The organism is Stenotrophomonas sp. 704A1, from assembly GCF_030549525.1.
Classification (GTDB): domain Bacteria; phylum Pseudomonadota; class Gammaproteobacteria; order Xanthomonadales; family Xanthomonadaceae; genus Stenotrophomonas; species Stenotrophomonas tuberculopleuritidis.
Genome location: NZ_CP130831.1, coordinates 1019097 through 1031425 on the forward strand (window position 1 = coordinate 1019097; position 12329 = coordinate 1031425).

Sequence of the window (12329 nt, forward strand, 5' to 3'; positions counted from 1 at the left end):
TGGGCTCTAATCATTACGTATCATCGACTTACCCGGGTTCACCCCCGTTTTCACGGACACTTACAAGAAGGCCGATCGAGGCCATGAGGAGTGTTCATGTCAAAGCGTCGCAAGTTCAGTGCCGAGTTCAAGCGTGGCGCGGTGGAGCAAGCCAGTCGGCCCGGTGTCAGCTGCGCCCAGGTAGCCCGTGAGTTGGGCATCCGTGACAGCCTGCTGACCCGCTGGAAGCGGGAGGCACAGGCGGTGGGAAAAGCCGCCTTTGTTGGCACCGGTAGCCCGCGTGACGAGGAAGTTGCCCGGCTCAAGCGCGAGTTGGCCCGGATCACCAAGGAGCGGGATTTTTTGCGAGAAGCGGCGACGTTCTTTGCCAAGGCATCATCCTGAGGTATCAGGTGATCGAACGTTGCCGCGATGAGTTTCCGATTCGCCTGATGTGCCGCTGCCTGCGGGTATCGACCAGTGGCTACTACGACTGGAGCAAACGACTGCCCAGCCCTCGTCAATGCGACAACGAGCGCTTGCTGAGCCGTATCCATGCGCTGCACCAGGACAGCCGGGGCACGCTGGGGGCCGGCCGCATGCAGGAGGATCTGGTCGAGGAAGGGTTGTTAGCCAGTCGAAATCGGGTTGCCCGATTGATGGCGGCAGCGGGCCTGCAGGGCTGGCCACGCCCGAAACGGCGTGGCCAGCGCGCTCAACCGGCACTGACGCCGCCGGGCGTGCGTAACCTGTTGGAGCGTGATTTCAGCGTCTTGGAGCCGGAAACCAAGTGGGTGACCGACATCACCGAGATCAAGACCCAGCAGGCCAAGCTGTATCTATGCGTCGTGCTGGACCTGTTTGATCAGCGCATTGTGGGCTGGCCCATGCATCATCGGCAGGACCGGCAGATGGTTATCAGAGCGGTGCAGATGGCGGTTTGGCAACGGCAGGAGCGGCATCCGCTGATCCTGCACTCCGACCGCGGCAGTCAATTTCGTAGCGGCGATTACCAGGGCTACCTGGCCGCCAATGGCCTGCTTTGCTCGATGAGTGCTGTGGGGCATTGTGGTGACAACGCCGCCTGCGGAGGCTTCTTTGGCCTGCTCAAACGCGAGCGGATATATCGCACAACGTATCCAACACTCGATGCCGCCAGGTCCGATGTGTCCGAATACATCGAGCGCCGCCACAACCCCAGGATGCGACGGCGCCGGGTCAAACAGGATCAGAAGTTTTCAGCCCTTTCCAAACAGTCCGTGATTTCGGGGTAGAACCCGTTGAGAGCATTGGGTGAAAGGAGGATGGGAGCAAAGGCCGGCTTACTTCAATCGCGGCTGAACGATGATCTTCACCGCCGACTCATTGTTGTGGATCAGGGTGTCGAAGCCTTGTGAAACCAGGTCGTCCAGCTGGATGCGCTGGGTGATGAAAGGCTCCAGGTCGATCTTCCCCTGTTCCACCAGCTTGATGGTTTCCCGATGGTCGTTGCAGTAGGCGATGGTGCCGCGCACGTCCAGCTCCTTCATCACCACGCTGTGCACGTTGATGGTGGCCGGATGGCTCCAGATCGACACGATCACCACCACGCCGGTGGGCTTGGTCGCGGCCACCAGGGCGTCCAGCACCTTGTTCACGCTGGTGCATTCGAAGGACACGTCCACGCCCTTGTCGCCGGTGAGCTTCATCGTTTCCGCCACCACATCCACTTCGGACGGGTCCAGGATGTGATCGGCAACGCCGGATTCGCGGGCTTTCTCTTTCCGCTTGGCGCTCAGCTCGGTGATGATGACGGTCAGGCCCTTGGCTTTCAGGATCGCCGACAGCAGCAGGCCGATCGGGCCGGCGCCGCCGACGAGGGCCACGTCGCCGGCCTTGGCGCCGCTGCGGGTATAGGCGTGGTGGCCGACCGACAAGGGTTCGATCAAGGCGGCATGGTCCAGTGGGATGTCGCTGGAAATCGGGTGCACCCAGCGGCGCTTGACCGCGATCTTCTCCGACAGGCCGCCGCCGCGGCCGCCCAGGCCGATGAAGTTCATGTTTTTCGACAAGTGGTAGTTCTCGCCCGGCCCCGTGGGCACGTCGTCGGCCACGATGTAGGGCTCGACCACCACGTGCTGGCCGACTTCGATGTCGTCCACGCCTTCGCCGACGGCATACACCACGCCGGAAAACTCATGGCCCATGGTGACGGGGGCGGACTCCCCGGAAATCGGGTGCGGATGGCCGCAGGGCGGAATGAAGATCGGCCCTTCCATGAACTCGTGCAGGTCGGTGCCGCAGATGCCGCACCAGGCCACTTCGATGCCTACGGTGCCCGGCGCCACGACGGGTTCGGGGATGTCTTCGATGCGGATGTCGCCGCGGTCGTAAAAACGTGCTGCTTTCATCGGTCAGACTCCGTGCTCGTGAATTCCTGTGGTCGTTGCCGGAGCGCCTCGCCCCTTGCCGGGGAGTCGCTCCGGAAGCCTCCCGCTCAGCGCAGGTGATGCACTTCCTGCAGGCCATAGACCTGCACCGGCAGATCTTCCTGGCGCGCTTTCAACTGCAGCGCCAAGTATAGCGAGTAGTGGCGCGACTGGTGCAGGTTGCCGCCGTGGAACCACATGTTTTCCTGCTGCGTGGGCTTCCACATGTTGCGCTGTTCGCCTTCCCAGGGGCCGGGGTCCTTGGTCGTGTCCGAACCCAGCCCCCAGACCTTGCCGACCTTGTCGGCCACTTCCTGGCTGACCAGATCGGCGACCCATCCGTTCATCGAGCCATAGCCGGTGGCATAGACGACGAGGTCGGCGGGCAATTCGGTGCCGTCGTCCAGCACCACGGCGTTCTCGGTCAGGTGGCTGATGTCCTTGCCCGACTGCAGCTTGATGCTGCCGTCGATGACCAGATCGCAGGCGCCGACATCAATGTAGTAGCCCGAAGCGCGGCGCAGATACTTCATGAACAGGCCCGAGCCGTCGTCGCCGAAGTCGAGCATGAAGCCGGCTTCCTCGAGCTTGCGGTAGAACTCGGCATCGCGCTCGCGGATGCGGTCGTACAGCGGGATCTGGAAGTCCGCCATGATGCGGTAGGGCAGCGAGGCGAAGATCAGGTCGGCCTTCTTCGTCGTCACGCCGTTGGCGACGGCGCGATCGGAATACAGGGCGCCCAGGCCGATGTCCATCAGCGAATCCGAGCGCACGATGTGGGTGGAGGAGCGCTGCACCATCGTCACGTCGGCGCCGTGTTCCCACAGCGCGGCGCAGATGTCGTGCGCGGAGTTGTTGGCGCCGATCACCACCACCTTCTTGCCGCGGTAGGCATCCGGCCCCGGGTGCTGCGACGAATGCTGCTGCACGCCCTTGAAGACGTCCTGGCCCTCGATCTTCGGCACGTTGGCCTTGCCGGACATGCCGGTCGCGAACACCAGGTGCTTCGGCCGGATGACCAGCGTCTCGCCGTCGCGCTCCACCGTCACTTCCCATTCCTTGCGGGCCGCGTCGTAGCGGGCCTTCACGCAGTTGGTGGAAGACCAGTAATTGACTTCCATGACCTTGGTGTACATCTCCAGCCAGTCGCCGATCTTGTCCTTGGGTGCGAACACCGGCCCTTCTTGCAAGTCAGCCGCCTGCAGCCACGCTTGGGTCGCCTCCACCGGACACAACCGCGACAGCGCCGGCACCTTATAGGTGACGCCGGCCGCCTGCCGATCGCCCTTGCTGCGCGGCAGGAAGCAGGTCATCCCCTGTCCCGGCACCAAGGTGAGATGGGCCACTTCCAGACGCAGCAGTTCATCGCCACGGAAGCCACGCCAGAATCCGAGCAGCACCAGCGCTCGGTCCCGCTGGTAGCGAAGCGCCGCCGCACCGTCATCCCGGGCATGTGCCGCGGCGATCGCTGCAGCCAACCAGTCATCGAGCTCGACCAGCCGGCGGATCTGGAGCGGCGCGGCTTGCTTGACTTGGCCTGGGTGCAGGGTCTGGATGCCTTTGAACACCTTGCGCACCAGCGGCGACCGCGTGGGATCGACAAATCCGTGGTCGCGGTGCCAAGAGGCAATGGCGGCCAGCCGATGACGCAGGGTGCTGGTGGCCAGGGTCTGCGCATAGGCGGCCAGGTACCGGGCGATGCTGTCAGGTGTGGCTGGGAGGTGGCCTTGCCATTCGACTTCAAAGTGCCGCAGCGCCGACGCATAGCTGCGCACCGTGTTCTGGCGCGTGGCCGCATCGAGGTAGCGGTCCACTTCGGTCACTGGTGCGCGGCCTCCACAGAAACCGGCTGGCGCAAGGTCGACAGGATGGTGCATTCAGCACGCTGCCCTCCGTGGCAACCGGCAATCACTCGTTCCAGCTCGCCGGCCATGCGCTGCAGGTCGGCCATCCGCGCACGCACGTCGGCCAAGTGGCTGCGGGCCAGCCGATCCACATCTGCGCATGAAAGGGCCTCATCCCCGGCCAACTGCAGCAAGCTGCGGACCTCTTCCAAGCTGAAACCCAGGTCCCGACCGCGCGCAATGAAGCGCAACCGTTCAATGTCCGCCGGGCCATAGACCCGGTAGCCATTGCCCGAGCGCCCCGGGCGCGGCAGAAGTCCGATCCGCTCGTAGTAGCGGATCGTCTCCAGGTGGCATCCGCTGGCATCGGCAGCCTCACTGATTTTCATTCGTAGTACGCTTGACTCCGTAGTAGCTACAGACTTTACCCTCACAGCCTGTGCCATGCCAGCCCCGCCCGGCGCGGCTTCCCTGCGACTGGAGAATGATCCGATGAGTGACTGCGGCTGCCATCACGAGGCCAAGAACGCGCAGGAGCGCCGCGTGCTCTGGATTGCCCTGGCCTTGAACGCGGCCATGGCCGTGATCGGCGGCATTGCGGGCTGGATCGCCCACTCCACCGGCCTGTTGGCGGACGCCCTGGACATGCTCTCCGACGCCACCGCCTATGCCATTGGCCTGGTCGCCATCGGGCGCACGGCCCGCTTCAAGGCGAACGCAGCCTGGGTCAGCGGTAGCGTACTGATGGTGCTGGGCGTGGGTGTGCTGGTGGAGGTCGGCCGTCGAGTGATGTACGGCGCCGAGCCGGTGAGTGGCTGGATGATCGGCACGGCGCTGCTATCGCTTGTGGTCAATATGACCGTGCTGCGCATGCTGGCGCCGCTGAAGTCCGGCGAAGTACACCTGCGGGCGACTTGGTTGTTCACCCGCGCCGATGTCGTGGCCAACGTCGGGGTGATTCTGGCCGGCCTGTTGGTGTGGTGGCTGGCCAGTCCGTACCCGGATTTCGTGATCGGCGCCTTGATCGGGCTGTATGTGATCAAGGAAGCCGTCGAGATCCTGGGTGATGCCCGCCGCGCACGTGCCGACGCACGCAAGACCCCTGCATGACCGCCCTTGGCCCGCTGCGGATGTGCCTACGCTGGCTGCTGCTATCGCAGCTGGCCGTGGGCTTGCTGGTCCAGCCGGTCTTGGGTATGGCGAGCGAACTGCACGTTCACGCTCATCGGGCCGCTGCCGCCCATGGTCCGGGAGCGGCCGCACCGGCACCTGAGCGTGGTATTGGCGCCGCCTTGCACCGGCTTCACCAACTGGCGCTGTGCTGCAGCCAGGCCGCACAGCCCCCTGAGATCCTGCTGACCGTTGCGAACATCGGCTCGCATCGGCCAGCGATGCAAGCCAAAGCGAGCACGTATCCGCACGCGCACCCGGTCGCGCCGTTTCGGCCCCCGATCGCAGGGTGATGTCCGCCGGCAGCGCCAGCCTAGCCAATCGATTGAGGTGGCAGGCGGCGACGGACGGTACATCGCGATGGTTCGATGCCAATGGTCAATTGGTGGCGACTGCGTATTGTTGGAGAGACGGTGGTCCGGATGGGCAAACGCACGGGGACTGCCTGTATGGCGAGGGTGCGGTGATTGCGCTGACCGAGATCGGCCGCACGCAGCTCGAAGGGCTCGTCGGCCCCCGCCGGGTCGAAACCGTGGCTCGGCGTGCTCGATCACATAACGCCCAGAACCAAGAGCGATTCGCTGCTTCGAGACCGCCCGACGATCCAGGATTACCTGAATAGTGCCGTTCGTCTTGTGCCGATATCTGAATCGCTTCCCCGCTAGCACTGAATAGTTGCATCGCCACCGGTCACATGCCTGTGATTCAACGCGGCTGGGAAGGCCGTGCTCATCTCCCCCGGCTGTTCTCGAAGGTCCGCTTCTGGCCGAAAGCGGACATCGGTGCCATGCCAAGAGTCCAACTGGCTGGCTGCTGTGACCACTTCGTTTGGCGGCGCTGTCCAACTGCTTGGTTGTTAGTAGCATGACCTGAGCAGGAACCGATGGGTCGCTACACAACTAGCCGAGGCCGGGGTCGAACTGTCGGCGGGCAGCGTGCACGATAGCTATGGCAGCACGCTGGCCGAGACGACCAATGGGCTGTACAAGGCCGAGGTGATCCATCGGCATTCGTGGCGCAATCGCGATCAGGTGGAGCTGGCTCCACGCTGGACTGGGTGTACTGGTACAACCACCAATGACTGCTGGGGCCGATCGGGAACATCCCGCCAGCGGAAGCCGAAGCGGCTTACTATCGGCAGCAAGCCGGTCAGGCCAAAGCGGCCTGACTCAAACCAAATGGCCTCCAAGAAAGTCGGGGCGGTTCAGTCCGGAGCAGGTCTGGGAAGGATGAAATCAGCCCATGCCTGCATCATGGGGCGTCGTTGCTCCAGCAGATCAGTGCGGTGATAGGCAGCTTCGACCTTGTTTTTGACAGTGTGGGCCAGCGCGCGTTCAGCAAGATCCCGAGCATAGCCTTCCTCGCTGCACCAGTCGCGAAAGCTTGACCGGAAGCCGTGCGCGGTGGCTATCCGCTTGTCGCTATCGCTGTGGGCCTTCAGGCGGCGCAATAGCGCAGTTAGGGTCATGTCCGAGAGGACTGTTCGGGACTGGATCGATGGGAAGACCAGATGATCGTGCTTCCCTGCCTGTACCTGCAGCAAAGTGATGGCTTGCTCAGAGAGTGGGACACGATGGGTCTGGCTGGCTTTCATGCGATCGGCAGGAATGATCCAGACTTTGTTGCGCAAATTGACCTCATCCCAAGTCATTCCCCTGACTTCGCCAGAGCGCGCAGCGGTCAAGATCAAAAACAGCAGCGCACGTTTGGTGACATCTAGCTCGTTTGTATCCGCCAGTCTGGTTTTTACAAACGCTGGGATGTCGGCCCAAGGCATGGCCGGTTGATGCTCTTGTCTGACCGTCTTGCTGGGTTGTACCGGCAACAGATGTGTGACTACATCCACGGGGTTGGCTTGGTTGAACCCGTGTGCCCAGCCCCAGGCCATCACGGCATGCAAACGCTGCTTTACCCTGGAAGCGGTCTCTGCTTTTTCCAGCCAGATCGGGCGCAAGACATCGGCCATATGACGAGGCTGAAGTTGATCCATCGGTAGGGAGCCGATCTTGGGGAAAACGTATTCGGTAAGTGTGTTGATCCACTGCTGTGCGTGCTTGGCATTCTTCCAGCCTGGCTTCAGTTCGGCGTGTACCTGTTTTGCTGCCTCTTGGAAGGATGGCATCACCGGTGCGGCCACAGGGGTCTCCTTGATCGCCAGGGGGTCATGCCCCAGTGCAATCTCTTCGCGCATCTCGCGAGCCAGCTTGCCGGCAAGAGCGACGCCCACGTGCGGGTAGCTGCCTAGGCCGGCGTTGCGCCGCTTGCCAGTGACAGGGCTTACGTAGCGCAAGACCCACTTGCCTTGGCCCTTCTGGGTGCGTGAAGGAAGCAGACTCAGGCCGGTAACTCCGCCGTGTGGCAGTGCTGCGCTTCCGGGAGTGATGCTTCGAGCTTTGATGTCGGTTAGCAGTGCCATGCGTGCCTGGTATGCCATCTGGTATGCCATCCAGTATGCCATCTGGTATGCCATTTCGCGTTGGGTGGTGATGGGCGTTGCTGGACGGTGCTGGATGATGTCACTTGTAAGTCATTGAAATTAAATGGCAAACATATTTTTTTTGAAATGCCACTGGATTTCCTTGGACGAATCTATGGCAGTCCCCCTCTCCGCCAGATAAAAAGAAAACGGGCTGCCTTACGGCGGCCCGTTTTCTTTTTATCTGGCGCGGGATGCGATGCGCGCTGTGCGCGCTTCGCCCCATGGGTTGCTGCGCAACGCATGGGCCCCCTCCCTTTGCCCGCCTCTCCCCGCCCCTGTCGGGGCAGCCCCTCAACAGAGGGGCTTGTGCCACCAGATGCTTATCGGGTCGTTGTCACGCGGGAATGCCATCTGCGCTGCGGGTTACCATGTGTGCATCACCTGCTGGAGCTTTCCGATGACCGCTGAAATCCTTGTTCCCGTTTCCTTCGGCGAGCTGTTGGACAAGATCTCGATCCTGCAGATCAAGTCCGAGCGCATCAGCGATGAGGGCAAGCTGGCCAATGTGCGCAAGGAACTGTCTGCGCTGGAACATACCTGGATGGCGCATCCGGCGGCGGTGAAGGACATCGCCAAGCTGCGTGCCGAACTGAAGGCGGTCAACGAGCAGTTGTGGGAGATCGAGGACGACATCCGTCTGAAGGAGAAGGCGCAGGCCTTCGACCAGTCATTCGTCGACCTCGCGCGCAGCGTGTACCTGCGCAACGACGAACGCGCGCGGATCAAGAAGGCGATCAACCTGGCGCTGGGTTCGGCCTACGTGGAAGAGAAGTCCTACCAGGACTACACGCAGCGCGCGTAATCCCCGGGCTCCAGGCCAGCCATCCAAGGCAACCCGGCGGCACCCGCTGCGCACTTACCCCAGATGATCGGCCACGTAGCGTTCGAAGGCGGCAATGCCGTCCTCGACGGTGATCAGTTCCATCACGTCGTCGAATTCGATCTTGGTGCCCCACTTGAGGTCGGCGGCCTGCTTGCCAAGGTACTTGCGTGCGGCGTCGTCGTAGCGGTCGGCACAGTAGCGCCGGTCCGAATACGGGCCGCTGCGGTGGGGGTTGCTGGCGGCATGCAGGCCGAGCACCTTGGTTCCCATCGCGTTGGCGATGTGCATCGGGCCCGAGTCCGGGGTCATCACCAGGTTGGCGCGGGCGAGCAGCGCGGGAAGCTGCTTGAGGGTGTCCTTGCCGACCAGGTCCAGGGCCGGCACATCCAGCTGGGCCTGGATGGCGTCGGCCATGCTGCGTTCCAGTTCGCTGCGGCCTCCGCACAGCACCACCCGCCAGCCGCGGGCGACGGCATGGTTGGCGACTGCGGCATAGCGGTCGGCGTACCAGTTGCGGCGCACGTGGCTGGAGCAGGGCGAGATCATCAGCACCGGGCGTCCATCGTCCTGCCACTGGGCAGCGGCCCAGTCGTAGGCCGACGGCGGCACGGCGAGGTCCCAACTGACCTCGGTCTGGCGCAGGCCCAGCGGTTCGCAGAAGCTGCCGATGGCATCGAGCACGTGGATGCCCGGGCGATCGGCGATGCGCTCGTTGATGAAGAGGCCGTGCAGATCCTTCGAGCGGCTGCGGTCGTAGCCGATGCGGCGCTCGGCGGGAATGAAGGCCGACAGCACGTTGGCACGGAACGCCACCTGCATCTGCAGCAGCGCCGCGAAGCGCCCGGGCGGCAGTTGCCGGCGCAGCGCTTTCACTCCGGCCATCCCGGTCTTCTTGTCGTAGGCGTGGAAGGTGACGCCCGGCAGGCCATCAAGCAGCTTCTGCCCGACCTTGTCGATGATCCAGTGGATCGGCGTGTCCGGGCGCGCGGCCTGCAAGGTGCGCACCAGCGGCACCACATGGGTCACATCGCCAAGCGCGGACAGCCGCAGAAGACACAAGGAGGAGGACGCTGATGCCATGTGTTGTTAGACTCAAAGAAATGGTCGCATTCGACGCCAATGAAGCGCTGACGCCATGCCGCGAGGGTCGCGGCATCGGGGCCATTCTGTTCGACCGCGAGCGGCTGCGGCAAGCCGACATCGGCCTGTTCTCACCCCAGCACTGGGCCAGCAAGGCCCGGCCGGTGGGGGAGGGTGGCCGCGGCAGCGCCTGGTTCGTCGACGCGCCGTTCGGGCCCAGCGTGCTGCGGCACTACCTGCGCGGCGGCCTGGCGGCCCGGATCAGCCACGACCAGTACATCTGGCGGGGCTCCGACCGTACCCGCAGCTTTGCCGAATTCCGGCTGATGCGCGCGCTGCGGGAGAAGAAACTGCCGGTGCCGCGGCCGATTGCCGCCTTCTACATGCGTGAAGGCCTGCGCTACCGGGCCGCGATCCTGATGGAGCGGATCGAGGGCGTGCGTTCGCTGGCCGACCGTGCGCTGGTGGCCGGTCGTGGCGCGCCGTGGGAAGAGACCGGGCGCCTGATTGCCCGGTTCCACCGTGCCGGGCTGGACCATGCCGATCTCAACGCGCACAACATCCTGTTCGATGGCAATGGCCATGGCTGGTTGATCGATTTCGACCGCGGGGTGATCCGCATCCCGGCCACCGCCTGGCGCGAGCGCAACCTCAAGCGGCTGCTGCGCTCGCTGATCAAGCTGCGCGGCGAGCGCAGCGTGGAAGACGTGGAAAAGGATTACGCGCGCCTGCGCCGCGCCTACGACATGGCCTGGAACCGGGGAACCTGATGGACTGGTCGTTGCGTTTCCTCGGGGTCGGCAATGCGTCGGCGGTCGAGCTGGGGTCGCCGATGGCGGTGATCGAGCGCGAGGGCCGGCCATGGTTGACCATCGACTGCGGCGGTGAAGGCCTGACCGCGTTCAAGGCGCACTACGGACACCTGCCGCAGGCGCTGTTCGTCACCCACGTGCACCTGGACCACGTCGCCGGCTTCGAACGCCTGTTCGTGGATACCTATTTCAGCGCGCAGCGGCGCGGCAAGGTCCGGCTGTACGTGCCGGCCACGGTGGTGCCGCTGCTGCACCGGCGCATTGGCGATTACCCCAATGTGCTGGCCGAGGGCGGCGCCAATTTCTGGGACGCGTTCCAGCTGATCGTGGTCGGCGATGCGTTCTGGCACGAGGGCGTGCGCCTGGAAGTATTCCCGGTGCGCCACCACTGGCCGGAGACGGCCTACGGGCTGCGCCTGCAGGGCGCGCTGACCTGGAGCGGCGATACCCGTCCGATTCCGGAAATGCTGGCCCGCTTCGCCGCGGACAACGAGTTGATCGCACACGACTGCGGCCTGCATGGCAATCCATCGCATACCGGGGTTGACGATCTGGAGCGCGAGTACAGCGCCGCGCTGCAGGCGCGGATGATGCTGTACCACTACGCCAGTGTGGCCGATGGCCAGGCGCTGGCGGCGCGTGGGCACCGTGTGGCGCAGCCCGGCCAGTGCGTGCCGCTGGCCGTGCCGACGGCGCCGAACGTGCTGGCCCAGGATCCGCCGTGACGGGCAGTGGCCAGCCTGCCGGAGCAGCGCTGGCCGCATGGAACCGGAACGCCTGGAACGTGCCGGCAGACGCCGTGGGCGCGCGGATGGCATCCCTGCTCGGGGCGTTTCGCCGGGCATGGTGCGGCGCTACCCTGCCTCGGGCATCCCGGCCGGAGCACAGCGGCCCGCTGCGCGCAGCCAGCGCGCGTCGCGCGTCCATTGCCGGAAAAGGCGGTGGCCCCGCCAACTGACCTCGGCGCCCGCGTCGATCGATACCGTTGCTGCCTTCCGGCCCTGGCGGAGTTTTCGACCTAGCGTCGCGAGGGGCCGACGGGGCCACCATAGAGACGTTGGCCACCCGAAGGCGGCCGGTTCGCGGATCAGGGGAAGCGGCGCGTTGCGCGCCGGAGACCACAGCCGGACTGCGCATCGGTCTGGCCGATGGCAGGCGCGCATTCTAGCGCACGCAGGGGCGCTGACGCCAGCTTCATGCGCTGAATCCGCTGTAACCCGGCTGCCGCCGCATCGGCCATGTACGTGCGCCGTTGCTAGAATGCCGGCCAGGAGGAACGACCTCCCCCGTATCGGGATTCAATGACCAGGACGGCCTGGCCCTACCAAGAGGAGGGCCGTCATGGCCTGGATCTATCTGTTGTTCGCCGGCCTGCTGGAAATCGTCTGGGCCGTGGCCATGAAGCAGTCGGAAGGCTTTACCCGGCTTACCCCCACCCTCATCACCCTCGCCGGCATGATCGCCAGTTTCTGGCTGCTGGCCGTGGCCATGCGCAGCCTGCCGCTGGGGACCGCCTATACGATCTGGACCGGCATCGGCGCGGTGGGTGCCTTCGTGGTTGGCATCGTGTTCCTGGGCGAGCAGGTCAGCGCGCTGCGGATCGGTGCGGCGGTGCTGATTGTTTCCGGGCTGGTGCTGATGAAACTCTCCAGCAGCTGAGTATTTACTGCGGGCGGTGCACGAGAATGTCCGCCCGCTTTTGCCGTGTGCGGAGAATATGCATTTTCGGCAAGG

12 protein-coding genes, 1 other RNA gene and 2 pseudogenes are annotated in these 12329 nt (G+C 64.3%); 8 read left to right on the forward strand and 7 right to left on the reverse strand.

Going from position 1 to position 12329, the window contains the following annotated elements:
• Window positions 1-96: 96 nt before the first annotated feature.
• A protein-coding gene (locus Q5Z10_RS04655) for an IS3 family transposase (RefSeq protein ID WP_303638110.1) occupies window positions 97-1253 on the forward strand; the annotation gives its coding sequence in 2 pieces (ribosomal slippage) (window positions 97-337 and window positions 337-1253; 1158 coding nt in all).
• A gap of 48 nt (window positions 1254-1301) precedes the next feature.
• On the opposite strand, the gene Q5Z10_RS04660 is transcribed toward Q5Z10_RS04655, so the two are convergent.
• The 4 genes and pseudogenes from Q5Z10_RS04660 to Q5Z10_RS04675 all read right to left on the reverse strand — a co-directional run bounded on the left by Q5Z10_RS04660 (window position 1302) and on the right by Q5Z10_RS04675 (window position 4620).
• A complete protein-coding gene (locus Q5Z10_RS04660) occupies window positions 1302-2369 on the reverse strand; it encodes a 2,3-butanediol dehydrogenase (RefSeq protein ID WP_099497895.1) in 1068 nt (355 codons plus the stop codon).
• An 86-nt stretch (window positions 2370-2455) separates the two neighbouring features.
• Window positions 2456-3523 carry an NAD(P)-binding domain-containing protein gene (locus Q5Z10_RS04665; protein ID WP_338399961.1) on the reverse strand — a complete coding sequence of 356 codons (1068 nt, stop codon included), beginning with the start codon at window positions 3521-3523 and terminating at the stop codon, window positions 2456-2458.
• A 12-nt stretch (window positions 3524-3535) separates the two neighbouring features.
• Window positions 3536-4210: pseudogene (locus Q5Z10_RS04670) on the reverse strand (site-specific integrase); the annotation flags it as partial.
• Window positions 4207-4620, reverse strand: coding sequence for a MerR family transcriptional regulator (locus Q5Z10_RS04675; RefSeq protein WP_099475787.1), 414 nt, complete (start codon window positions 4618-4620; stop codon window positions 4207-4209). The pseudogene Q5Z10_RS04670 and the gene Q5Z10_RS04675, both read right to left, overlap by 4 nt.
• A 103-nt stretch (window positions 4621-4723) precedes the next feature.
• On the opposite strand from Q5Z10_RS04675, the gene Q5Z10_RS04680 reads away from it, so the two are divergent.
• From Q5Z10_RS04680 to Q5Z10_RS04690, 3 genes and pseudogenes are all read left to right on the forward strand, one after another.
• A complete protein-coding gene (locus Q5Z10_RS04680) occupies window positions 4724-5341 on the forward strand; it encodes a cation efflux transmembrane domain-containing protein (protein ID WP_062607640.1) in 618 nt (205 codons plus the stop codon).
• Entirely contained in the window at window positions 5338-5694 is a 357-nt protein-coding gene (locus Q5Z10_RS04685) for a hypothetical protein (RefSeq protein ID WP_081113784.1), read from the forward strand. Before Q5Z10_RS04680 ends, Q5Z10_RS04685 begins: the two co-directional genes overlap by 4 nt.
• A 603-nt stretch (window positions 5695-6297) precedes the next feature.
• Window positions 6298-6569: pseudogene (locus Q5Z10_RS04690) on the forward strand (integrase core domain-containing protein); the annotation flags it as partial.
• A 36-nt stretch (window positions 6570-6605) separates the two neighbouring features.
• Here Q5Z10_RS04690 and Q5Z10_RS04695 read toward each other — a convergent pair.
• Window positions 6606-7859 (reverse strand): tyrosine-type recombinase/integrase, encoded by a 1254-nt coding sequence (locus Q5Z10_RS04695; protein WP_303638111.1) that lies wholly within the window; start codon window positions 7857-7859, stop codon window positions 6606-6608.
• Window positions 7860-8277: 418 nt separating this feature from the next.
• Here Q5Z10_RS04695 and Q5Z10_RS04700 point away from each other — a divergent pair, with 418 nt between their 5' ends.
• Window positions 8278-8682 carry a DUF6165 family protein gene (locus tag Q5Z10_RS04700; protein WP_303638112.1) on the forward strand — a complete coding sequence of 135 codons (405 nt, stop codon included), beginning with the start codon at window positions 8278-8280 and terminating at the stop codon, window positions 8680-8682.
• Between the two features lie 54 nt (window positions 8683-8736).
• On the opposite strand, the gene Q5Z10_RS04705 is transcribed toward Q5Z10_RS04700, so the two are convergent.
• Entirely contained in the window at window positions 8737-9783 is a 1047-nt protein-coding gene (locus Q5Z10_RS04705) for a glycosyltransferase family 9 protein (protein ID WP_303638113.1), read from the reverse strand.
• A gap of 20 nt (window positions 9784-9803) precedes the next feature.
• On the opposite strand from Q5Z10_RS04705, the gene Q5Z10_RS04710 reads away from it, so the two are divergent.
• Together Q5Z10_RS04710 and Q5Z10_RS04715 are read left to right on the forward strand one after the other, a co-directional pair.
• Window positions 9804-10553 carry a 3-deoxy-D-manno-octulosonic acid kinase gene (locus Q5Z10_RS04710; RefSeq protein WP_303638114.1) on the forward strand — a complete coding sequence of 250 codons (750 nt, stop codon included), beginning with the start codon at window positions 9804-9806 and terminating at the stop codon, window positions 10551-10553.
• Window positions 10553-11320 carry an MBL fold metallo-hydrolase gene (locus Q5Z10_RS04715; RefSeq protein ID WP_303638115.1) on the forward strand — a complete coding sequence of 256 codons (768 nt, stop codon included), beginning with the start codon at window positions 10553-10555 and terminating at the stop codon, window positions 11318-11320. Before Q5Z10_RS04710 ends, Q5Z10_RS04715 begins: the two co-directional genes overlap by 1 nt.
• Window positions 11321-11539: 219 nt before the next feature.
• Here the strand turns inward: Q5Z10_RS04715 and ffs are convergent.
• Window positions 11540-11636, reverse strand: an RNA gene (gene ffs / locus Q5Z10_RS04720) — signal recognition particle sRNA small type.
• 300 nt (window positions 11637-11936) lie between these two features.
• On the opposite strand from ffs, the gene Q5Z10_RS04725 reads away from it, so the two are divergent.
• The gene (locus tag Q5Z10_RS04725; RefSeq protein WP_303638116.1) at window positions 11937-12254 is read left to right on the forward strand and encodes a DMT family transporter; all 318 of its coding nucleotides are present in this window, start codon (window positions 11937-11939) and stop codon (window positions 12252-12254) included.
• Window positions 12255-12329 lie beyond the last annotated feature (75 nt).

Bases quoted from the DNA above. Each gene is read 5' to 3' on its own strand.
- Q5Z10_RS04705 (WP_303638113.1), bottom strand. From the start codon at position 9,783: ATGGCATCAGCGTCCTCCTCCTTGTGTCTTCTGCGGCTGTCCGCGCTT.
- Q5Z10_RS04695 (WP_303638111.1), bottom strand. From the start codon at position 7,859: ATGGCATACTGGATGGCATACCAGATGGCATACCAGGCACGCATGGCA.
- Q5Z10_RS04675 (WP_099475787.1), bottom strand. From the start codon at position 4,620: ATGAAAATCAGTGAGGCTGCCGATGCCAGCGGATGCCACCTGGAGACG.
- Q5Z10_RS04715 (WP_303638115.1), top strand. From the start codon at position 10,553: ATGGACTGGTCGTTGCGTTTCCTCGGGGTCGGCAATGCGTCGGCGGTC.
- Q5Z10_RS04725 (WP_303638116.1), top strand. From the start codon at position 11,937: ATGGCCTGGATCTATCTGTTGTTCGCCGGCCTGCTGGAAATCGTCTGG.
- Q5Z10_RS04665 (WP_338399961.1), bottom strand. From the start codon at position 3,523: ATGTACACCAAGGTCATGGAAGTCAATTACTGGTCTTCCACCAACTGC.
- Q5Z10_RS04700 (WP_303638112.1), top strand. From the start codon at position 8,278: ATGACCGCTGAAATCCTTGTTCCCGTTTCCTTCGGCGAGCTGTTGGAC.
- Q5Z10_RS04685 (WP_081113784.1), top strand. From the start codon at position 5,338: ATGACCGCCCTTGGCCCGCTGCGGATGTGCCTACGCTGGCTGCTGCTA.
- Q5Z10_RS04680 (WP_062607640.1), top strand. From the start codon at position 4,724: ATGAGTGACTGCGGCTGCCATCACGAGGCCAAGAACGCGCAGGAGCGC.
- Q5Z10_RS04710 (WP_303638114.1), top strand. From the start codon at position 9,804: ATGGTCGCATTCGACGCCAATGAAGCGCTGACGCCATGCCGCGAGGGT.
- Q5Z10_RS04660 (WP_099497895.1), bottom strand. From the start codon at position 2,369: ATGAAAGCAGCACGTTTTTACGACCGCGGCGACATCCGCATCGAAGAC.